The organism is Clostridium lacusfryxellense, assembly GCF_018861735.1.
GTDB lineage: Bacteria > Bacillota > Clostridia > Clostridiales > Clostridiaceae > Clostridium_AD > Clostridium_AD lacusfryxellense.
The window spans coordinates 16,741-38,637 of record NZ_JAHLEB010000012.1 but is presented as its reverse complement, the minus strand read 5'-3'; the positions used below and the strand labels follow the sequence as shown (position 1 = coordinate 38,637).

Annotated in this window: 18 protein-coding genes and 2 riboswitches; of the genes, 12 read left to right on the top strand and 6 right to left on the bottom strand. The window is 30.4% G+C overall.

All coding sequences use genetic code 11. The features are described from left to right. Nucleotides 1-50 precede the first annotated feature (50 nt). The gene (locus KPL55_RS09000) at nt 51-1,253 is read right to left on the bottom strand and encodes a diguanylate cyclase domain-containing protein (RefSeq protein WP_216306380.1); all 1,203 of its coding nucleotides are present in this window, start codon (nt 1,251-1,253) and stop codon (nt 51-53) included. Continuing rightward, the gene (locus tag KPL55_RS08995; RefSeq protein ID WP_216306379.1) at nt 1,250-2,455 is read right to left on the bottom strand and encodes a sensor domain-containing diguanylate cyclase; all 1,206 of its coding nucleotides are present in this window, start codon (nt 2,453-2,455) and stop codon (nt 1,250-1,252) included. Before KPL55_RS08995 ends, KPL55_RS09000 begins: the two co-directional genes overlap by 4 nt. A 425-nt stretch (nt 2,456-2,880) precedes the next feature. On the opposite strand from KPL55_RS08995, the gene KPL55_RS08990 reads away from it, so the two are divergent. Next, complete coding sequence (locus KPL55_RS08990) at nt 2,881-4,875, top strand: methyl-accepting chemotaxis protein (protein ID WP_216306456.1); 1,995 nt, start codon at nt 2,881-2,883, stop codon at nt 4,873-4,875. 184 nt (nt 4,876-5,059) lie between these two features. Beyond that, nucleotides 5,060-7,054, top strand: coding sequence for a methyl-accepting chemotaxis protein (locus tag KPL55_RS08985; RefSeq protein WP_216306378.1), 1,995 nt, complete (start codon nt 5,060-5,062; stop codon nt 7,052-7,054). 106 nt (nt 7,055-7,160) lie between these two features. Here KPL55_RS08985 and KPL55_RS08980 read toward each other — a convergent pair whose 3' ends face one another. Continuing rightward, nucleotides 7,161-9,596: a transglycosylase domain-containing protein gene (locus KPL55_RS08980; protein ID WP_216306377.1), complete on the bottom strand. Its 2,436-nt coding sequence runs from the start codon at nt 9,594-9,596 to the stop codon at nt 7,161-7,163. A 498-nt stretch (nt 9,597-10,094) separates the two neighbouring features. On the opposite strand from KPL55_RS08980, the gene KPL55_RS08975 reads away from it, so the two are divergent. Continuing rightward, nucleotides 10,095-11,198 carry a GGDEF domain-containing protein gene (locus KPL55_RS08975; protein ID WP_246599364.1) on the top strand — a complete coding sequence of 368 codons (1,104 nt, stop codon included), beginning with the start codon at nt 10,095-10,097 and terminating at the stop codon, nt 11,196-11,198. Between the two features lie 16 nt (nt 11,199-11,214). On the opposite strand, the gene KPL55_RS08970 is transcribed toward KPL55_RS08975, so the two are convergent. Continuing rightward, nucleotides 11,215-12,318 (bottom strand): L,D-transpeptidase family protein, encoded by a 1,104-nt coding sequence (locus KPL55_RS08970; protein WP_216306376.1) that lies wholly within the window; start codon nt 12,316-12,318, stop codon nt 11,215-11,217. 203 nt (nt 12,319-12,521) lie between these two features. Between KPL55_RS08970 and KPL55_RS08965 the strand changes: the two genes are divergently transcribed. The 5 genes from KPL55_RS08965 (at nt 12,522) to rbr (ending at nt 16,669) form a co-directional block, all read left to right on the top strand. Next, nucleotides 12,522-12,716 (top strand): YnfA family protein, encoded by a 195-nt coding sequence (locus KPL55_RS08965; RefSeq protein WP_216306454.1) that lies wholly within the window; start codon nt 12,522-12,524, stop codon nt 12,714-12,716. 85 nt (nt 12,717-12,801) lie between these two features. Further along, a riboswitch (SAM riboswitch) is annotated at nt 12,802-12,920 on the top strand. A 96-nt stretch (nt 12,921-13,016) separates the two neighbouring features. Next, nucleotides 13,017-13,142, top strand: a riboswitch (SAM riboswitch). A 120-nt stretch (nt 13,143-13,262) separates the two neighbouring features. Beyond that, nucleotides 13,263-14,273: a methionine ABC transporter ATP-binding protein gene (locus KPL55_RS08960; RefSeq protein ID WP_216306375.1), complete on the top strand. Its 1,011-nt coding sequence runs from the start codon at nt 13,263-13,265 to the stop codon at nt 14,271-14,273. Further along, entirely contained in the window at nt 14,274-14,918 is a 645-nt protein-coding gene (locus KPL55_RS08955) for a methionine ABC transporter permease (protein WP_216306374.1), read from the top strand. It begins immediately after the preceding gene. A 167-nt stretch (nt 14,919-15,085) separates the two neighbouring features. Then, nucleotides 15,086-15,907, top strand: a complete 822-nt coding sequence (locus tag KPL55_RS08950) for a MetQ/NlpA family ABC transporter substrate-binding protein (RefSeq protein WP_216306373.1) — start codon at nt 15,086-15,088, stop codon at nt 15,905-15,907. A gap of 174 nt (nt 15,908-16,081) precedes the next feature. After that, nucleotides 16,082-16,669, top strand: a complete 588-nt coding sequence (rbr, locus tag KPL55_RS08945) for a rubrerythrin (protein ID WP_216306372.1) — start codon at nt 16,082-16,084, stop codon at nt 16,667-16,669. 86 nt (nt 16,670-16,755) lie between these two features. Here the strand turns inward: rbr and KPL55_RS08940 are convergent, their stop codons facing one another. Further along, a complete protein-coding gene (locus KPL55_RS08940; protein ID WP_216306371.1) occupies nt 16,756-17,475 on the bottom strand; it encodes an EcsC family protein in 720 nt (239 codons plus the stop codon). A gap of 203 nt (nt 17,476-17,678) precedes the next feature. On the opposite strand from KPL55_RS08940, the gene KPL55_RS08935 reads away from it, so the two are divergent. The 3 genes from KPL55_RS08935 to KPL55_RS08925 are packed head-to-tail and all read left to right on the top strand — an operon-like array spanning nt 17,679 to nt 20,612. Next, nucleotides 17,679-18,473 (top strand): energy-coupling factor transporter transmembrane component T, encoded by a 795-nt coding sequence (locus tag KPL55_RS08935; protein WP_216306370.1) that lies wholly within the window; start codon nt 17,679-17,681, stop codon nt 18,471-18,473. Nucleotides 18,474-18,478: 5 nt separating this feature from the next. Next, a complete protein-coding gene (locus KPL55_RS08930) occupies nt 18,479-19,207 on the top strand; it encodes an energy-coupling factor ABC transporter ATP-binding protein (RefSeq protein WP_216306369.1) in 729 nt (242 codons plus the stop codon). 31 nt (nt 19,208-19,238) lie between these two features. Beyond that, entirely contained in the window at nt 19,239-20,612 is a 1,374-nt protein-coding gene (locus tag KPL55_RS08925) for an FAD-dependent oxidoreductase (protein ID WP_216306368.1), read from the top strand. A 65-nt stretch (nt 20,613-20,677) separates the two neighbouring features. Here the strand turns inward: KPL55_RS08925 and KPL55_RS08920 are convergent, their stop codons facing one another. Beyond that, complete coding sequence (locus tag KPL55_RS08920) at nt 20,678-21,034, bottom strand: NifB/NifX family molybdenum-iron cluster-binding protein (protein ID WP_216306367.1); 357 nt, start codon at nt 21,032-21,034, stop codon at nt 20,678-20,680. A 158-nt stretch (nt 21,035-21,192) separates the two neighbouring features. Here KPL55_RS08920 and KPL55_RS08915 point away from each other — a divergent pair, with 158 nt between their 5' ends. Beyond that, on the top strand, nt 21,193-21,897 hold the full coding sequence (locus KPL55_RS08915; protein WP_216306366.1) for a cytochrome c biogenesis CcdA family protein: 705 nt from the start codon (nt 21,193-21,195) through the stop codon (nt 21,895-21,897).

Below are 21,897 nucleotides of genomic sequence, written 5' to 3'. Positions count from 1 at the left end.
TACGATTATAGCAATTATCATGATATTATCCCAACTTACAACTGGGGGAATTAATTCGCTTGACCCATAAGATATTGCACATGCTTTTTTTGTCTTTTGTTTTTATACATATTACTGTCAGCAATATCTAAAGTATGTTGCATAACATTAAGTGATGTTTCTGAATAAGCACGTCCCATAGATATATGTATAGGCATATCTCTATTACCATCATTATGATGGTTTATTGCTACTTGAAACTCAGAACAAAGGCCATTAGCTTCATGACAAGATATGTCCATCATAATAACAACAAATTCGTCTCCACCGGCCCTTACAACTATGTGATTACTATTAAATGTTGATAATAGAAGTTTTGCCGTATTTTTTATAAGGATATCACCTTTTGAATGACCTAAGGAGTCATTAATATATTTCAATTTATCTAAATCACAAGCAAGTATGCCAACTGGTACATTTATCTTATTATTTAGCAAATCTATTTCCTTTAACATATAATTTTTATTGAATAATGCAGTTAAATTATCATGATACCCTAATTTCTCAAGGCGTATTTCTAATTCTTTTTTTTCTTGGATATTTCTTGTAATTGTTTCGACTGCAACAAGTTGTCCTTCTTTGTTATAATAGGGTATGATATAATCCTCAAGCCATAAATAATGACCCTTCTTATGTCTAAATCTTGCTTGAAACAGTTTTGAAAAGTCTGTTTTCCTATCTACCTTTGATAATTGTATTTCGCGATCATCTGGATGTATTATTTCAAAGGGTAACATAGGGTTTTTCTTGTATTCTTCTAAGCTATAGCCTAGAATATCTTCTACAGAAGGACTTAAATATGTGAATTTTACTTCAGGTATTAATTCTAATCTACAGATAAGATCTTTAGCATGTGAAAACATCCTAAACAACATTTCTTCTCGGTTTTTAGATTCTTTATATTTGCTAATATCAATAAGTGAAAGGTGAACAAGATAATGTTTATTATCATTATTTCTTATATGGTTAGATGATATATCAAAAAAGATTTTTATACCGTCTTTACTTAATATTTCAGCATTAGTACTTTCGATATGAACCAAGTCATCAAAAGTATACTTTAAATACTTACAAATGTTGGTATCTAGCATTTCTACATCAGTATAACCTAATATATCATAACAATTAGATGTAATTTCAGTTATCATTCCACAACTATCTATTACTATCTGAAGTTCTCTAGAAAATATAGTTCTATTAGGTATTAGACTCATTTTATATTCCCTTCTGACTGATTTTTATATAGATTTTTTTGTCTTTTATTTTTATACATATTACTGTCTGCAATATCTAAAGTATGTTGCATAACATTAAGTGATGTTTCTGAATAAGCACGTCCAATAGATATATGTATAGGCATATCCTTATTACTATCATTATGAAGTTTTATTGCTAATTGAAACTCAGCATAAAGGCCATTAGCTTCATGACAAGATATGTCCATCATAATAACAACAAATTCGTCTCCACCGGTCCTTACAACTATGTGATTACTATTAAATGTTGATAATAGGAGTTTTGCCGTATTTTTTATAAGGATGTCACCGGTTGAATGACCTAAGGAGTCATTGATATATTTCAATTTATCTAAATCACATACAAGTATTGCGATTGGAACATGTATCTTGTTATTCAACATATCCATTTCTTTTAATAAATAATTTTTGCTGAATAATCCAGTTAAATTATCATGATATCCTAATTTTTCAAGTCTTTGTTCTAATTCTTTTTTTTCTTGAATATTTCTGGTGATTGATTCAATTGCAACAAGTTGTCCATTGTTGTTATAAGTAGGTATTATGTAATCTTCTACCCATAAGTAATGACCTTTCTTATGTCTAAGTCTTACTTGGAACAACTTTGAAAAGTCTGTTTTAGCATTTGTTTTTGATAGTTGTATTTGATAATCATCTGGATGTGCTATTTCAAAAACCAACATTGGATTTTCTAAATATTCTTCGACAGTATAACCTAAAATACTTTCCACAGAATGACTTAAATATGTGAATTTTGGTTCGGGTATAATTTCAAAGCTACAGATAATATCTTTAGCACGTTCAAACATCCTAAACATCATTTCTTCTCGGTCTTTAAATTCTTTATATTTACTAATGTCGATAAGTGAAAGGTGAATATGAGAGGTTTTATTTTCATTATCTATTAAAGTAGTGGATGATATAGCAAAAAAGAGCGTTATACCGTCTTTCCGTGATATTTCATCGCTAAAATTTTTTGTTTCAACTGATTTATCAAAAGTATACTTTGAATACTTAGAGATGTTAGTATCAATCATTTCGACATCAGTATAACCTAATATATCATAACAATTAGATGTAATTTCAGTTATAATCCCAGAACTATTTATTACTATCTGAAGTTCTCTAGAAACTACATTTATCTTGGATATTATACTCATTATATATTCCTCCATTAACAGATGGATATTATGAAAAAATTGGTTATATTACATAGTTTACCACATGATACATTATAGCACTAGGACTTGGTTATTTTTATAATATAATTGTAACTTTTAATTATTAGAGTATAGCATGACATAAACTGCGACTAACCTTAAAATATAATGAAATTAGTAATAAAACTATCCACAGTGGTTTGATAAATATGTATATTAATAGAATAATTTATATTGAACATAAAAAAATAGTGAGAAAAAATAAAAAATATAAATTAATATAACATAATAATGTAAAGTATTAGATTATTATAACGAATTATATACAATGTGCATCGAAGTTTATTTAATAATATTTAAATTATAAATAAACTTTATTAGATGAAATGGAAGTAAATCAATAAAAGGGGGAAAGTATAAAAATGATGAAAAGTATAAAATCAAAACTATTATTATCATTGGGATTATTAATGGGGGTTATGTGTTTAGGCCTCGCCGTAGTATCCTTCGTAAACTCAAATAAGGCGCTAACATCAAATTTAGGAAAAACACTACCTAAGATTGCGGAACAATCAGCAAGTAGCATTCAAGGTAGAATAGAAGGTCAGTTAAATTCATTAGAGATTATAGCAGCAGATGAGGATATAAAAGATATTAAAAACCCATGGCAAAATAAAAGATCTCTTCTTCTAGAGGAAGTTAAAAGAAATGGTAGTATAAAGATGGGTGTTGCTGATATAAATGGGAACGCAAAATTTACTGATGACAAAGATACAAGTGTTAAAGAGAGAGAATATTTTCAAACTGCAGTGTCTGGAAAAAATAGTGTATCGGATCCAATAGTAAGTAAAACAGATGGATCTATAGTTGTGGTATATGCAGTTCCAATTAAGAATGATAATGTAGTAGTAGGAGTATTAATTTTAGCAGGGGACGGTAATATATTAAGCGAATTAACTAATCAGGTTAAATTTGGAGAAACCGGTAATGCATTTATGATATCAAAAGATGGAACTACTATAGCGCATAGCAATAAAGACTTAGTACTTAAATTGTATAATGCCATTAATGAAGCAAAAAAAGATGATTCTTTAGTAGCTTTAGCAGACATTGAAAAGATGATGACAGAAGGTAAAACAGGAGTAGATCAATATAAGTTTAGTGGGGTAGATAAATTTGTAGGATATGCTCCTGTAAAAGGAACTCAGTGGTCAGTGGCAGTTGTAATATCAAAGACAGAAATCTTATCTGAAATGGATAGTCTAACAATATCTATAATAATATCATCCATAATATTTATATTAATTGGATTTGTTGTAGTATATGTAATTGCAAGTAGTATATCTAAAGGTATAAAGTCAACGTCGAAACATTTGGATCTATTAGCGAAAGGTGATTTAACTCAAGAAGTTTCTCCTAAATATCTAAAATTAAAGGATGAAGTAGGAGATATGACTAATTCAATGAAAACAATGCAGCAGTCACTAAGGCAAATGATTAACACAATAAAAGAAAATTCTTCAAATGTTAATGTACAATCAGGGAATTTATCATCAGTTGCAGATGAAATTTCTAGTGCGTCAGAAAATGTTGCGCTTGCAATTAATGAAATAGCACAAGGAACTGGCACCCAAGCAGAGGATTTAATAAATGTAACTGATATTCTTAATGAATTTAGCAATAAGTTATCTAGAATGGTTAGTGAAATACAAATTGTAGACTCGACTTCTAGGGAAATTAGTTTAAGGGCAAATGAGTCCAGTGGAGATATGAATAAATTAAATGAGTCTGTAGAAAAAGTTGGACATTCGTTTAAGACTTTTAACGGAAAAATCATTGGGCTTGGGAAAGACATAAATAAAATAAATGATATAACTAATATAATAAATAGTATTGCAGAGCAAACAAATTTATTAGCATTAAATGCTGCTATTGAGGCAGCAAGAGCAGGAGAATCAGGACGAGGATTTTCTGTTGTAGCAGATGAGATAAGAAAACTTGCGGAGCAATCAAAAGTATCATCTGAAAATATTAGCAAATTAATTAGTGTTATATCAATGGACACTGATGTAATAGTTCAAGATTCTCTTAGTATGGATGATGAACTTATAAACCAAGTTGATATTATAAACAGTTCAATTATATCTTTTACAAAAATTATAGAATCAGTAAATGAAGTAATACCTAAAATAGAAACTGTAAAAAATTCAGCTGATAGTATAGATAAAGATAAAAATTCTATTTTATCTAGAGTGGAGGAAGTGTCGTCAGTTGCACTTGAAGTTTCAGCGTCATCAGAGGAAATTTCAGCATCATCAGAAGAAATGAATGCTGCTACAGAGGAAGTAGTAACGGCAGCACAAATACTTAACACTATGACAAGTGGAATGCTTGAGGAAGTAAATAAGTTTAAGATTTAAATCATATATTTAATTTAAGGAAAGGGAGGTGCATTTTTATTTAGCACTTCCCTTTATTTTTGAAAATAATGTTGTAAAAAGATAAAAATATAGACTAATATTGTATAATAACATAAAGTATTAAGTTATTATAACGAAATATATATAATATATTAAATTATAATAAATTAACAAGGGGGAAAGTATGAAAAGTATAAAATCAAAACTATTATTATCCTTAGGAGTATTAATGGGGGTTATGTGTTTAGGACTCGCAATAGTATCTTTCATAAACTCAAATAAGGCACTAACTTCAAATCTAGGAAAAACGCTACCAAAAATTGCGCAGCAATCAGCAAGTAACATTCAAGGAAGACTTGAAGGCCAGTTAAATGCATTAGAGGTTATAGCGGCAAGGAATGATATAAAAGATCTTAAAATTTCAATGGAAAAGAAAATGCCAGTTTTTTCAGAAGAAGTTAAAAGAAGTGGAAACATAAAGATGGGTATTGCAGATAAAAATGGTGATATAAAATATACCGATGGAACAAGTACTAACGTTAAGGACAGGGAATATTTTCAAAAAGCATTATCTGGTGAAAATAATATATCCGATCCATTAAAAAGTAAAGCAAATGGACAAATAGTAGTGGTATATGCAGTGCCGATTATAAATAATAATCAGGTTGATGGAGTGCTGGTTTCAACTGGAGACAGTAATAAATTAAGTGAATTAACAAATCAGGTCAAATTTGGGGAAACCGGTAATGCATTTATGATAACAAAGGATGGAACAACTATTGCACATAGCAATAAAGACTTAGTGCTTAAAATGTATAATGCTATTGAAGAAGCTAAAAAAGATGATTCCTTATTAGCTTTAGCGGATATTGAAAAGTTGATGGCGCAAGGGAAAACTGGAATAGATAAATATAAATTCGATGGGATAGAAAAATATGTAGGATATGCGCCTGTAAGTGGAACTCAGTGGTCAGTCGCAGTTGTAGTTTCAAGCTCTGAGATCTTATCTGAAATGGATAGCCTTACGATATCAATTATAATATCATCCATAATATTTATATTAATTGGATTTGTTGTAGTTTATATAATCGCAAGTAATATATCTAAAGGTTTAAAGTCAACGTCAAAACATTTGGATCTATTAGCGAAAGGTGATTTAACTCAAGAAGTTTCTCCTAAATATCTAAAATTAAAGGATGAAGTAGGGGATATGACTAAGTCGATGCAAACAATGCAAGAGTCACTAAGAGAAATGATTAACACAATAAAAGAAAATTCTTCAAATGTTAATGTACAATCAGGTAACTTATCGTCAGTTGCAGATGAGATTTCCAGTGCATCAGAAAATGTTGCTCTTGCAATTAATGAAATCGCACAAGGAACCGGCAGTCAAGCTGAGGATTTAATAAATGTAACTGATATTCTTAATGAATTTAGCAATAAGTTGTCTAGAATGGTTAGTGAAATACAAATTGTAGATTCAACTTCTAGAGAAATTAGTTTAAGAGCAAATGAGTCCAGCGGTGATATGAATAAATTGAATGATTCTGTTGCAAAAGTTGGTCATTCATTTAAGAATTTTAACGGCAAAATCATTGGGCTTGGAAAAGACATAAATAAAATAAATGATATAACTAATATAATAAATAGTATTGCAGAGCAAACAAATCTATTAGCATTAAATGCTGCTATTGAGGCAGCAAGAGCAGGAGAATCAGGACGAGGATTTTCTGTTGTAGCAGATGAGATAAGGAAACTTGCTGAGCAATCAAAAGTATCATCAGAAAATATTAGCAAATTAATTAGTGTGATATCAAAGGACACTGATGTTATAGTTCAAGATTCTCTTAGCATGGATGATGAACTTATAAACCAAGTTGATATTATAAACAATTCAATTATATCTTTTACAAAAATTATAGAATCAGTAAATGAGGTAATACCAAAAATAGAAACTGTGAAAAATTCTGCCCAGGATATAGATCAGGATAAAAATTCTATTTTAACTAGGGTTGAGGAAGTGTCGTCAGTTGCTCTTGAAGTATCAGCATCGTCAGAGGAGATTTCAGCATCCTCAGAAGAAATGAATGCTGCTACAGACGAAGTGGTAACGGCGGCGAAAATACTTAGTGCTATGACAAGTGGAATGCTTGATGAAGTAAATAAGTTTAAGATTTAAAGTAATAAGTAGAGTAAAAAGGGGAATCCATTATAATAATGGATTCCCCTTTTTAATATAAAATATTCTTTAGTTTTCGGTTGTGTTAGGTTTCATTTATACTTCATTAATTGGTCTTTGAAGCGTTGGCATCATCAATTGCCTTTTGAGCAGCAGCAGCTGCGGCTGCTGCTGCAGCATCATCAATCGCCTTTTGCTTTGCAGCGTCATCAATTGCCTTTTGTTTTGCGGCATCATCAATTGCCTTTTGCTTTGCAGCATCATCAATTGTTTTTTGCGTAGCTGCATCAGCACTTGCTTTTAGAGCAGCATCATCAATTACTTTTTTTGCAGCAGCATTGCTTGCATTTTTTGCATCATCAATTACCTTTTGCTTTGCAGCAGCTCTCGCATTTTTATCAGCCTGTTCTTTTAATTTTTCTTTTTCAGTTTTAGCTATTTTACCATTTGGATTTAATTTAACAAAAAGTGTATTCATTAATATCCCACGATTGGTAACTACTGTATTAGGGCGAGTAAAGTCTTTTTGCTCTAAGTTTTTGTGTAAGTACTGCATATATTCTTTCCAGATACGTCCAGGTTCATTAGCTCCGAACATATTTTGGGGAGCAGGGATATCATTTCCTACCCACACGGATGTTGTGTAATAAGGGGTATATCCTACGAACCAACAATCTTTAGATTTATCTGTAGTTCCAGTCTTTCCTGCAGCGTACGGATAGTTACTAAGAGATAATCCACTTCCTGTTGAATGGCTATTAGTTAATACTCCTTTTAAAGCATCTGTCATAAGATAAGAAGCTCCACTATCATATACTTTAGTTTGTGCATGTTTATTCTCGAATAACACTTCATTAATTACCGTATTGGTTATTTTACGAATATTAGTTGGCGTTATGAATGTACCGTTTCTTGAGAGGGTTGAATAACCCGAAGCCATTTCTACAGGGGTAACACCCTTTGTAAAACCACCTATAGCAATAATAGGGTTGGTATCTTGTGGAGTTATATACTTAAACTGCATATTTCGAAGATAATTTAGTGACTTCTGAACGCCTGTTTCACCTACTAATCTATAAGCGACAGTATTTATAGATATTTCAAGAGCATATCTTAAAGATACCTGACCACGGTTTTTAAAGTCATCATTATTAATATGGACTGTCTTACCATTACTTAATACCTCAATTTCTTTGTCTTCATATTCGCTTTCTGGAATGTATCCTCTTTCAAATGCAGGTGTATATGCTACTAATGGTTTTATAGCAGAACCTGGCTGTCTTACACTTAAAAAGCCTCTATTAAAGGTGTTACCATATTGACTTCTACCTCCAACAATAGCTACTACCTCACCTGTAGTGTTATCTATAGTAACACTTGCACCTTGTTTTTTATATAAACCTGTAGCGTTATTTGTATCAGTATATTTTTGCAACTGATTATCTACAATAACTTGTAATTTTTCTTGTTTTGCACTATCAATAGATGTGTCAATTCTATATCTTCCAGCAAGTAGCTGTTTTTCTTTTATAGCATATTCAGCATTATATTTTTTAAAATAAGTTTTTCGATTAGTATCATTAGTGAAATTATATTTTAAAACAAAACCATCTTGCTCCATTAATTTTAAGGTTGCATTATGAACTGCATATTGAACGCTGTAATCAATAGGTTCAGATTTTACAGATTTTTTTATATTTAATTTTATAACTTCTGCCTTTGCTATATCATAATCGTTTTGTGAAATCTTTCCTAAACTAAGCATTTTAGAAAGTACTAGGTTCCTCCTCTTTATTGTATTGTCAAGATTGTAAGTCGGGTTATAAAAGGAGGGATTATTCGGAATTGCTGCAAGCATGGCTATTTGAGATAAATCTAAGTCAGTGTTGGACTTTTGAAAGTAGTATTGCGCGGCACTTTCAACACTATAACAGCCGTTTCCATAGTTTACGTTATTTACATAGAACTCTAATATTTCTGATTTTGAATACCTTTCTTCTAATTTCTGAGCTATAACTGCTTCTTCAAGTTTTCTCCATAAGGTTACATCAAATGTAAGAAAGACATTTCTTGCAAGTTGCTGAGTTATTGTAGAACCACCTTGAAGAGTTGACCCTTTGGATTTTACATACACCCAAACGGATCTTCTTATACCTTTGTAATCAATACCATGATGTTCATAAAATCTCTCATCTTCTATTGAAGTAACAGCATCAGCTACGTATGGATTTAAGTCATCTACTTTTGTATAATAGTAAGTATTTGTATTAAATTCTTTTAATAATTTTCCATCGCTATCATAAAATTGCGTTGGTTTTCTGCTGTTAAAGGCAGTTTTGTTTATAGTCTGAGCTACAGTGTTACCATCTTTTATAGTAGCCTTTATTCTATCACCATATTTAAAAGAAACATAACCTAAGACTACTGTGGCTGAAATAAGCATTATTGCAGAAAATATCAATAAACCTTTAACAATTTTTTTCCACAACTGCTTTTTAACTTTTATTGTTTCTTTGACTTCTATGTTTTTATTATCTTCCATTATTATCTCCTACTTTCGTTAATCTTCAAAAAAAGAAATTGACTTAGCTAAGGCTTGGACCACTATGGTTCATATATACGCTTTATGGAGTTGTTGCAAGTGGTTTGATTTATAGTTTACTCCCATAAGTATAATTCTAGTTATGGGGGGATATTCCTTTTTTTATTATTGCTTAAGCGAATAAGGTATACTTAAGAGGCATTAGGTGTCTCTTTTATAGTATTAAAAAAGTAGCTAGTTTATGTATTTATAATATAAATATTTTACATTTTAACCATTAAAGATTATAATATAAAATGGATAACGTTTTATAAAAAAACGCTTCAATTACCATTTACATTTAAATAAAACTTTTATACTAGATTATCATAATATATTGTAACATAAATGTTTAGAAATGTATGAAATATTAATAAAAATATAGTAAATTAATATAGATGAAAATGATAAAGTATACTATAATCTGCGTCGGGATAAATGAACTAAAGAGGTGTAAAATTGATAAATGATCTATTCATAAATACTATATTACTTATAGCCATTACTTTTATAGGTGGGCATATTTTAAAAGAGATACCAAAAATAATGGTAAGCACATTGTATGGTAGGATACTATTAGGGCTTTGTGGAGGGCTTATGGGAATTCTACTTATGATATATGCTATTGAAGTTAACGGAACTACAACAATACTTGATTTACGAGTTTTTGCAATAATGATAGTTTCATATATAGGTGGTATTGTACCTACTATAGTTTCAGGAATTATTATAGGGGGATATCGCACAGTTAAATATGGAATAAATATATCTAGTATTGCTGCGATTATTCAAATAATATTATATATAATATTTTTTCATATAGTTGATATTAAAATTAAATCTGAATGTAAGAAGTGGGTTACAAAAACTTTAATTTCATTAATTATATTGATTCCAACTTTCTATTACCTTCTAAGGAATTTAGGGAATGCTGAAATAATATGTTTTGGACTCTCTTTACTAATAATATTTACGAGCATAGTGGAGTATCTGTTATTGAATTATGTTCACAAATCAAATGAGTTATATAGAGTATATAAAAAAGAGTCTACAAAGGACTTTCTTACAGGACTTTATAATACAAGACAATTTGATAAAATACTTAACCTGGCATTTGAAAGAGTTTTGATGAATAAAGAAAAATTATCTTGTCTTATGATAGATATTGACCATTTTAAGAAAGTTAATGATACTTATGGACATGCTACTGGAGATAGAGTACTTAAAGAGTTAGCATATGTATTAAGAAAGAATTGTAGGGAGTTTGATATTGTGGGGAGAGTTGGGGGAGAGGAATTTTGCATCTTATTACTTGATTGTCCTAAAGAGCAAACATTTGAGATAGCACTAAGAATAAATGATGCTGTGGAGAAACATAAATATACTATAGGTCAAAATAAATTTATAAATATCACAGTGTCTATTGGAGTTGCAATGTATCCAGATGAAACACTTAATTTACATAGTATAAAAGAAACCGCTGATATGGACCTTTATAAGGCAAAGCAAAATGGACGAAATAGGGTTTATCATAGAGGTATATGCATAAGTTGTCCTCTATGATAAATTTATAAATATACTACATTTTTAGTACATCTGACATTGATCCTTGAATTATTATGGGACTTTTAGATGGATTCAACCATTTTAAAGTGCTTATCACATTACTCTGAGCAGCTGCAGTACAGCCTGCGGTTCCTTGTCCTGGTCCTGACCAAACGTGAAAGAATATAGCAGATCCTTTTCCTGGTGTTCTTGAACTTGTATTATGATTTATTACAAATCCATAGTTATACTGTGGGATATACATATTTTCAGCAGAATTCCATCGATTGTTTGCGGGACCTTGTTGCCATGTGTTGTACAAGGGTGAATTAACATCATCTACCCAAAAATCATTGGTTGTAGATTGTCTATAGTTCATCGAAGTACCAGGGCTAACATATCTACCAAATGCAGTTCCTAGCGAGAAAATACCAATTGGTGAATGTCCATCGCCTTCTACTTTATTATAGGTAAAACTGGTCCTTCCTATATTTCCAGCAAAAGAGGAAACTTGTTTCCAGGTTCCATTAACTTTTTCAAATGTTGTGATGGTTACGGATACGCTTCCAGGGCTATTACTAGTAACAACTATAGCTTGCTGAGCATTTCCCTTGCCACTTATCTTATCTATCAATAATTTAGGTTTTGGTACTGCAATAGGAGTTGCAACCGGAGTAGCTTTAATAGAGCTTGTCTCTTTTTTAGAAGAAGTTATTTGTTTTTGCTGGACTGATTTTGTTTGTTTGGCAGCTACTTCTTGTTTTTTTATCTCTTCTAGCTTTTTTTGTTCCTCTAACGCTTTAGTTTTTTGTTGCACTTCCAATTTTTTCTTTGCATCCAATTGTTGGGTTACCTCCAATTCTTTCTGCTTCTTAAGTGCGGCATCTTTTTCTGATTTATTTCTTTGTTCAATTAGTTGATTCTCTTTAACTTTAGCTAGTTCCTCTAATTTTTGTTTATCTTCTAATTCTTTTTGTTTATCGATTTGTGATAAATCGCTTTTAACCTGGGCGGTCGGAGATGTTTGGACTTTATTTTTTGCAAACATAGATGGGGACTTTACGTATGCTGCTATAGAAATTATAGAAATTAATATAAGCATAAAAAAAATCATATGTACTTTCTTTAATAATTTCATCTTTAGCTCCTTAAAATAATATGACGTTTATAACCTAAATTTGACAATACTCGACAAATAATATAATTGAAATCGTTATTATATAATATTGTATCATATTATATAAAGCATATAACGAGAATAATGGCGAAATATGTTTCGTGTATGTAAATAAAGGATTAATATTAAGTAAATATAATATAATTTGTCGAATATCTTAAGTTATAAATCAATCATTTGTTTTAGCGGGAGTATTTGAAATAGGTGGGGGATACCTAATATGGATGTGGCTACGTGAAGGTAAAGGTATTTTGTGGGGCTTTAAAGTTGAAAATATAATCCCAGATAAATTTGATTTAATTGGTGGCACTATAGCAGTAATTGGAGCACTTATAATTATGTATGCTCCAAGAGGTTAAAGTTTAATGATAGGTTTAATAAATTTTCTTCTTTACATTGCTTTAATATAGTGATATCATGAGTCTAATTTAATAAATCAATTAATTCTCATCAAGAGAGGTAGAGGGACCGGCCCGATGATACCTCGGCAACCATCAGACAAGTTTTGTTTGAATAGGTGCTAATTCCTGCGTTAAGTGCATAGCCTTAGCGGAAGATGAGAGAGGTGTCTTTGAAATTTTATACCTCTTTCATCATTAGCTATAATGGTGAAAGAGGTTTTTTGTTTTTTTATATGACTATAAATTAAAATTTAATATCTCTTATCAAGAGAGGTGGAGGGAATGGCCCGATGAAACCCGACAACCAGTATCAGGTATGATATATGGTGTTAAATCCTGCAGCAATATATAGTATCTCTATATTAATATGCTGTAAGATAAGAATAAAGTTGGCTTTAGAGCTCGAGTTTATTCTTGGGTTCTATTTTTTTTATGAAAATAATTAGTTGCTTGTAAATTCTATTAATATATGAAGTATAAGCATTAAAAGAGAGAAGGGATATCATGATTAAAGTTCAGGGCGTAAGTAAAAGTTTTTCAAATGTAAAAGTATTAAATGATGTTTCCTTTACAGTGCAAAAAGGTGATATTTATGGAGTTATTGGTCACAGTGGTGCGGGAAAATCCACTTTGCTTAGATGTTTTAATGGTCTTGAAACATACGATGAAGGTACCGTTAATATAATGGGCAAAAGTGTTAAGGACTTAAGCGTAAAAGAACTTCGAGAGTTTAGAAAAGATGTAGGCATTATATTTCAAAGTTTTAACCTTATTAATAGCAAAAATGTTTTTGAGAATATAGCTTTTCCGTTAGAAGTATGGGGAAATGATAAAAGTTTCATTAAAAAAAGAGTGGATAGCTTAATAGAGCTCGTAGGACTTAATGATAAAGTTTATAGCAATGTAAAACAACTTAGTGGAGGTCAAAAACAAAGGGTTGGAATTGCAAGGGCTTTAGCGCTTAATCCAAAGATATTACTTTGTGATGAAGCTACTTCTGCATTAGACCCTAAAACTACAAAATCAATATTGCAGCTTTTAAGAGATATTAACAATAAATTTAATATAACAATTATTGTAGTTACTCATCAGATGGAAGTTGTAAAAGAAATTTGTAATAAATTTATACTCCTAGAAGGTGGCGAAATTAAAAGCCGCGGAACTACGGATGAATTATTTATTAGGCCAACAAAAGAAATGAAAATACTTATTGGCGAGGAAGAATTACTGCCAAGTTCAGGACATAATATAAAAATATTTTTTACAAAAGAGATTACTCAGAGTTGTCTTATAACTCAAATTGCTAGGGAACTTGATATTGATTTCTCAATAGTATGGGGTAGACTTGAAAAATTCCGAGATAATGTAATGGGAAGTCTTATAATAAACGTATCATCTCAAAATAGAGATAAAATAACAAACTATTTAGATGGGAAATTTATAGCTTGGGAACTTAGCGATAATGTAGAGATTAAAAATGATTTAGAAATAAATGATGCGAAGGAGGGAGTATAGATGTTATTTAAAGAAGTTTTATTGCCAGCACTAATAGATACCTTATATATGGTAACATTATCAACAATTTTTGCAGTAATTTTAGGATTTATTTCAGGAGTAGGATTAATCGTAACTGGTCCTAAAGGACTTCGTCCAAATCATTTGGTTTATAAAAGTTTGAATCTAGTTATTAATATACTCAGGTCATTCCCGTTTATAATACTTATGATATCTATACTTCCTTTAACAAAATTTATTGTTGGAACAACTATAGGTACTACTGCAGCTATAGTTCCACTAACACTTGGAGCAGCTCCATTTACTGCAAGGATAATAGAATCTGCACTCTTAGAGGTTGATTACGGAATTATTGAAGCAGCTAAATCATTTGGTGCAAAAACATACCAAATTATATTTAAAGTTATGGTAAAAGAAGCAATGCCAGCTATGGTCCTTGGAATTACATTAATCATTATAAACATTATAGGCTTCTCAGCAATGGCTGGAATAATTGGTGGTGGAGGTCTTGGAGATGTAGCTGTAAAATATGGATATTATAGATTTAAGGTGGATATTATGATATACACTGTTGTAATATTAATTTTACTTGTTCAGATAATACAAGTATTAGGTAATATATTGTACAGGAAAATGATTAAATAGATTTTCATATTATGATTTATTCATTACTTTGGGTGATGCGCATCACTCTTTGGTGATGAATAATAGTTAAGATGGAAGTTTTATTATAATAAGTTAAAAAAGAATAACAAATGATTAATAGTTAAATACTATTAAGACTAATACAAGAATACAAGGGGGATTTAAAAATGAAAAAAAGAGATTTAAAAATGAAAAAAATATTAAGTTTAGTATTATCAATAGTTGTAGTTTTCGCATTAGGCGGATGCGGTGCGAAAAAAGAAGCGGTTGTAACTGACAAAAAAATAATTAAAGTAGGTGCATCACCAGTGCCTCACAAAGAAATATTAGAGGTTGTAAAACCATTACTTGCAAAAGAAGGATATACTCTTGAAATAGTCGAATTTACTGACTATGTAATACCAAACACTGCACTTGCTGAAGGCCAATTAGATGCTAATTTCTTTCAACATGTACCGTACCTCGAAACATTCAGTAAAGAAAAAGGATTAGATCTTACTTATACTGTAAAGGTTCATATTGAGCCTATGGCTTTATATTCTTCTAAATACAAAACAATTGCCGATATAAAAGATGGAGCTGAGATAGTTATTCCAAATGATCCTACAAATGGTGCGAGAGCACTTAGAGTACTTGAAAAAGCAGGACTTTTAAAATTAAAAGCTGGCGATCTTATATCAAAACTTGATATTACAGAAAACAAAAAGAATCTTAAAATAACTGAATTAGAAGCTCCACAACTTCCAAGAGTATTAGCAGATTTAGATGCAGCAGTTATAAATGCTAATTACGCAATAGAAGCTAAATTAAATTTAGGGGATGCATTAGCAGTTGAAGCAAAAGATTCACCTTATGCAAATGTACTTGCAGTTAAAACAGAAGATAAAGAAAAACCTTATATAAAAGCACTTTCAGAGGCTTTAACTTCTCCAGAAGTTAAAAAGTTCATTGAAGATAAATATAAAGGTGCTGTAATTCCTGCATTCTAAACTATAATTAATATTGAAACCACTATGATTTAGCTTATAGCTAATATCATGGTGGTTTTATTGTTTAAGTGGACTAATTTAAAGAAATATTTTTTTGATGAAGGAAAATATGTTATTTGGGCAATACTAGTTAATATAACTATTTTCTCGATCGAGAAAACAAGGAGGTATTTCATGAAAATGTTAAAGGGAACAGAGACAGCAGAGAATCTCATGAGAGGTTTTGCAGGGGAATCACAAGCTAGAAATAGATATACATATTATGCATCTGTTGCAAAAAAAGAAGGATACATACAGATATCTAATATATTTACAGAAACAGCAGGCAATGAGTTATCTCATGCTAAACAGTTTTTTAAATTTTTAAATCAAGAATTAAATGGTGAATCAGTAGAAATTAATGCAGGTTATCCTGTAGGGCTTGGAGATACCAAAGCAAATTTATTATCAGCAGCAAATGGAGAAAATGAAGAGTGGACAGAAATTTATCCAGGCTTTGGGGAGGTTGCACAAAAAGAAGGTTTTCCTGAAATTGCTCTTGCATTTAGAAAAATAGCTGAAGTAGAAAAACATCATGATGAAAGATTTAAGGCGTTATTAACTAGTTTAGAAACCGATACTATATATCATAGAGAAACGCCAGTAAACTGGTTATGTAACAACTGTGGTTATATATATGAAGGTACAGATGCTCCGAAAATATGTCCAGTCTGCAAACATCCACTAGGATATTTTCAGGTATTAGTTGAAAATCTAAAATAGGATATTAAATAAATAAATTAAATGACTCTCAAATTAGATAAGTTAATTTGAGAGTCGTTTTTAATATAGTGCGTGTTCTAAAACAATCATTTCTTAAAAACTCTTAGCCTATAAGCATTAACAGCTGTAGTATATAACTTATTCATTAGTTTATAGTTAGCATACGCACCAACAACTAGGCCAATTCCAGGAACAAGTTGTAACATTTTCGCCAAATCTATATAATCCCTGTATTCTTGTTGGAAAGTTTTCCAGTCAAATGAGTCTACATCAGTAGGTAAATCTTTAACGTAACTATCCCAGTTAGAAATTTGATCATAAATTTCTATCCTTCTTTTATCATTTGAAAAGGCTAACTGAAAAACGTATAGAATATATAATCTCTCTTTGTAATCACGTACATCAAAACCATATATGCTAGCTAATTCAAATAAAAATTTAACTTTTAAACTTAAAAGGATAGGGAAATCTGCAAGGCCTACTATAAGGCCAGAAGCTCCGGTTCCAGCTCCAGATGCGGTGGCAGCATTTCTATAAAAATCAATAGATTTTTTCGCAAGAATTTCGCGATCTTCAAGACTTGTATTAAATACTGGTTGTTTTGATGTGTATTCAGAACCAACTAGAACTAGTTTTGCCATGTTTTCTATTGAAGTATTAATAATATTTTGAATTTTATCAGGCATTAAGTTATTCATCTTATCTTGTATACCTTTGGCAATGCCACTTGTAGAAGATGGTTTCTTTTTCATTTTACCTTGCCATAAAATTAATTCGTTTAGTGCATTTTCTTCGTAGTTATCCATACTTTGCTCCTTATAAAAAATTAATAGTAATATTATATAATTATCTTATTAATAATTATACCAGTAAAAATTGTAAATATACTGTTTTATATAATAATATATAGGAGGAATTTGATATCCCAAGGTGGTTGTAATATACATGTATTCAGTGTAGAATATTTATATGTAGAATTAAGAGAGGCCACGGAAAGAGGGAGTTTTAAATGCCAGAATGGCTATTGAAAAAAGATGATTATATTCCTTTAGAGGAGAAAAATACTTTTATCAACAAGAGTATCTTAACTATTTTGAAGATGCTGTCAAAATTTAAATATGGGTCAAAATTTGAATCTAATAGATTCAATATAAATGCTATAACTAAAATTATATCAGCAATTATATTAATAATAATGGTATCGTTATCTAGAAGTTTTGGGTTTTTAATAATAGTAGACGTATATTTATTACTTATTATTAGTGTGCTTACAGCGAAAGAAATAAATCATATAATTAGAATGGCAGTAGTAGTTGCAATTTTTACTCTTATTGTTCTTTTGCCATCTATACTTATGGGAAATCAAAATAACAGTGTATTACTAATAATTAAAACACTCACAACAATTACAGTAGTTAATATTACATCATCTATTTCTAAATGGGATGAAACTACTAAGACATTAAAATTATTTTTTATACCAGATATTTTTATTTTAGTCTTAGATATTACTATAAAGTATATAATTATTTTTGGAGAGTTTTCATTAAATATGTTGTATGCTCTTAAATTAAGATCGGTTGGGAAAAACAAAAATAAGACTACTTCGATATCAGGAATAATAGGCACTATGTTTATAAAGTCAAAAGAAATGGCTGAGGAAATGTATGGAGCAATGGAATGTAGGGGATTTACAGGAGAATATAAATTACATAGCAAGTTAAAGTTTAGATTAAATGATATGTTATGTATTATGATTGATATAGGTTTTATAGTTTCATATTTTTATTTTGTTAGGGTGTGATTTTAGTGATTGTGTTAAAAGATATTAATTATTCATATGATTGTGGAGTGCCAGCACTTAAAAATGTAAATATTAAAATTAATGCGGGTGAGTCTGTAGCATTTATTGGACCAAATGGAAGTGGAAAATCAACACTTATGAAATTAATTAATGGGTTAGTTAATCCAGATAGTGGAAGCTACGAGTTCGAAGGACTCAAAATAACCTCAAAACACCTTCAAAATGATATGTTTTTAAAGAAGTTTCATAAAAAAATAGGATTTGTATTCCAAAATTCAGAAGTACAACTATTCTGTTCAAATGTATATGATGAAATAGCTTTTGGAATAAGACAAATGAATATGCCAGAGGATGAGGTCCGAATTAGAGTTGAAGATATATTAAATTTATTAAAGGTTGATAACTTAAAAGATAGGCAGCCTTACCACTTAAGTGGAGGGGAAAAAAGAAAAATAGCTATAGCCTCTGTACTTGTAATGAATCCCGATGTACTTGTTTTTGATGAACCTATGAATGGACTAGACCCTGAGTCTAAAAGGTTTTTAAAAAAATTAATGATTGAATTAAATGAGGCTGGAAAAACTATATTGTGTTCAACTCATGATTTTGAGTATGTAGAAGGGGTATTTAAGAGAGTTGTTGTATTTTCAAAGGATCACACAATTATCAGAGATGGTGATTATAAGGAAATAATGGAAGATAAAAAGTTCTTATTTGATAATAATATAATTTAAATTATTTTATGAGATAAGGGAGGTAAAATAGATGAAAATTGTAATAATTGGTGCAGTTGCGGCTGGAACATCCGCTGCGGCAAAGGCAAGAAGAAATGATGATCAGGCCAAAATAATCATTTTTGAGAAAGATATGGATATATCCTACTCAGGGTGTGGACTTCCATATTATATTGGGAACAAAGTAAAGGATAGAGAAGAGATAGTTCCAAGAGATTCTGATTACTTTAAGAAAAAGTATAATGTAGATATTTTTACAAGGCATGAAGTATTAAATATAGATGCGATAGGAAAGAAATTGACTGTAAAAAATCTAATAACTAATGAGATTTTTCTTGAGGAGTTTGATAAGCTTGTTATTGCGACAGGGGCTAGTGCTGTAGTTCCTAATATTGCGGGTATTGACAGGCCAAATGTATTTTATTTGAGAAATGTTCAAAGTGCCGATAAAATAAAGAATTTTATAAATAAAAATAATCCATCGAAAGTTGTTATTGTTGGTTCTGGGTTTATAGGACTTGAAATGACTGAAAACCTTAAGGAATTAGGTATTGATGTTACTATAGTGGAACTTGCAACTCAAGTTATGCCAGCAATGGATAGTGATATGGCATTATATGTTGAAAAATACTTAAAGGAAAAGGATATTAAGCTTGTTCTGGGGGATAGTGTGGCTGCTATTGAAGGTGAAATCTCTAGTACTAAAGTAATATTAAGTAGTGGTAATAAAATAGAAACGGATTTTATTATTTGTGCTGTAGGAATTAAGCCTAATATTAAGCTTGCTAAAAATGCGGGAATAGAAATCGGTGAAACGGGAGCAATTAAAGTTAACAAGAAGATGTTGACGAGCGTTGAGGATATATATGCTTGTGGAGATTGCTCAGAAAGCTATTCATGTTTAACGGAAAAGAATATATATAGACCGCTTGGTTCAACTGCAAACAAAACAGGAAGAATAGTAGGGGAAGCATTAAACGGCGGTAACCTTGAATTTAGAGGTATACTTGGAACTGGAATTTTCAAGGTTTTTGATAAAGCTATTGCGTATACTGGGTTAAGCGAAAAGGAAGCATTAAAGGAAGGATATGAAATAGTAGTTTGTCATAATATAAAGATTGATAAGGCAACATACTATGGTGGGCAGGAGATGATTATCAAAGGAGTTGCAGATAAAAACACAGGTAGATTACTTGGTATACAAATTGTTGGTAATAGTGGAGTTGACAAGAGAATTGATGTTTTTGTCACAGCAATAACCTTTGGGGCTAAGGTACAAGATTTATTTCACCTTGATTTAGCTTATGCACCACCATTTTCAACAGCTAAAGACCCTGTAATGTACACTGGGATGATTTTAGAAAATGAGATAATTAAATTATCTCCTACGAAGATGGAATATTAGCGATTTATGCGCAAAAAAAGTATATATTACGTATAATGCATTAATAGTAATATATACTTTTATCTTTATTGGTGATGATGTTCTCCATGATGATTACAAGTTACATCTTTATTTTCTAATGTTCCATTAATATATTCCTGTAGTACATCTTTATATTCTCCAGAGGCACCTTTTATTACTTCAAGGCCGTTTTGAACAAGGCCACTAATTGCACCTCCACCAATTCCTCCAGTAATAACTACTGTTGCTCCGCTTTTTTTTAGTAGATCTGCTAAACCTTGATGTTGATGTGCAAGCTGGGTTGCATCTAATTCTTCAATGCTTACAATTTTTTTATCTTCTACAGTTGCAATTACAAAACTTTTGCTCATTCCAAAATGCTGATTCACTATACTACCATTATTAGGTACTGCTATTTTCATAAATATAACCTCCGTTTTTGTTGTCATATGCTATTTATAGTATAAAACAAATATTGATTATTGTCAAATGCCAATAAAAATATAATAAAAGGTATATAAATAAAATTAGTAGGTATACGAATTTAATAGAATATAAAAAAATTGGAGGTGATTTAACTTTGAATAATATATCAGTATTGCTTGCTTTTTCAGCAGGGCTTTTATCTTTTTTGTCTCCTTGTGTCCTTCCACTAGTGCCTGCATATGTAAGTTATTTAACTAACTCTTCTATAGAAGAGTTAAAGAATGATAAAACAAAACTTTTAACTTTATATAGATCTTTGGGATTTGTATTAGGCTTTTCTATAATATTTATTTTAATGGGAATTTCTATAACTTCTTTGGGTAAATTATTAACTGAACACAAAGACTTGTTTAGAAAAATTGGTGCAGTTATTATTATTGTTTTTGGTTTGCATACACTAGGAGTTTTTAAGGTGAAATTATTTTATCGTGAGAAAAGGTTTTTATATTTTGATAAAATCAAAGGTCCGTTTAGCTCAGTGATAATGGGTATGGCGTTTGCAGCAGGATGGACTCCTTGTATTGGGCCAATATTATCATCTATACTGATCTATGCGTCTAGTATGGATTCGATTGGTAAAGGAGTTATACTTCTTATAATGTATTCGCTTGGGCTTGCTGTTCCGTTTGTGTTAACTGCCATAGCCATAGAAAGCTTTACAAGAAATTTTAAAAAACTTTCAAAGTATTTGAATGTTATATCAATAATAAGTGGTATTTTAATGATAATAATGGGTGTTATGATTTTTTTGAATAAATTAGCGGCTCTAAGTCAATATGGAAACTTTATAAATTTTTAG

Excerpts from the sequence above, each read along its gene's own strand:
- KPL55_RS08950 (WP_216306373.1), top strand. The coding sequence starts at position 15,086 with ATGAAAAAAAGAGATTTAAAAATGAAAAAAATATTAAGTTTAGTATTA.
- KPL55_RS08980 (WP_216306377.1), bottom strand. The coding sequence starts at position 9,596 with ATGGAAGATAATAAAAACATAGAAGTCAAAGAAACAATAAAAGTTAAA.
- KPL55_RS08990 (WP_216306456.1), top strand. The coding sequence starts at position 2,881 with ATGAAAAGTATAAAATCAAAACTATTATTATCATTGGGATTATTAATG.
- rbr (WP_216306372.1), top strand. The coding sequence starts at position 16,082 with ATGAAAATGTTAAAGGGAACAGAGACAGCAGAGAATCTCATGAGAGGT.
- KPL55_RS08960 (WP_216306375.1), top strand. The coding sequence starts at position 13,263 with ATGATTAAAGTTCAGGGCGTAAGTAAAAGTTTTTCAAATGTAAAAGTA.
- KPL55_RS08925 (WP_216306368.1), top strand. The coding sequence starts at position 19,239 with ATGAAAATTGTAATAATTGGTGCAGTTGCGGCTGGAACATCCGCTGCG.
- KPL55_RS08940 (WP_216306371.1), bottom strand. The coding sequence starts at position 17,475 with ATGGATAACTACGAAGAAAATGCACTAAACGAATTAATTTTATGGCAA.
- KPL55_RS08955 (WP_216306374.1), top strand. The coding sequence starts at position 14,274 with ATGTTATTTAAAGAAGTTTTATTGCCAGCACTAATAGATACCTTATAT.
- KPL55_RS08970 (WP_216306376.1), bottom strand. The coding sequence starts at position 12,318 with ATGAAATTATTAAAGAAAGTACATATGATTTTTTTTATGCTTATATTA.
- KPL55_RS08985 (WP_216306378.1), top strand. The coding sequence starts at position 5,060 with ATGAAAAGTATAAAATCAAAACTATTATTATCCTTAGGAGTATTAATG.
- KPL55_RS09000 (WP_216306380.1), bottom strand. The coding sequence starts at position 1,253 with ATGAGTCTAATACCTAATAGAACTATATTTTCTAGAGAACTTCAGATA.
- KPL55_RS08920 (WP_216306367.1), bottom strand. The coding sequence starts at position 21,034 with ATGAAAATAGCAGTACCTAATAATGGTAGTATAGTGAATCAGCATTTT.
- KPL55_RS08935 (WP_216306370.1), top strand. The coding sequence starts at position 17,679 with ATGCCAGAATGGCTATTGAAAAAAGATGATTATATTCCTTTAGAGGAG.
- KPL55_RS08995 (WP_216306379.1), bottom strand. The coding sequence starts at position 2,455 with ATGAGTATAATATCCAAGATAAATGTAGTTTCTAGAGAACTTCAGATA.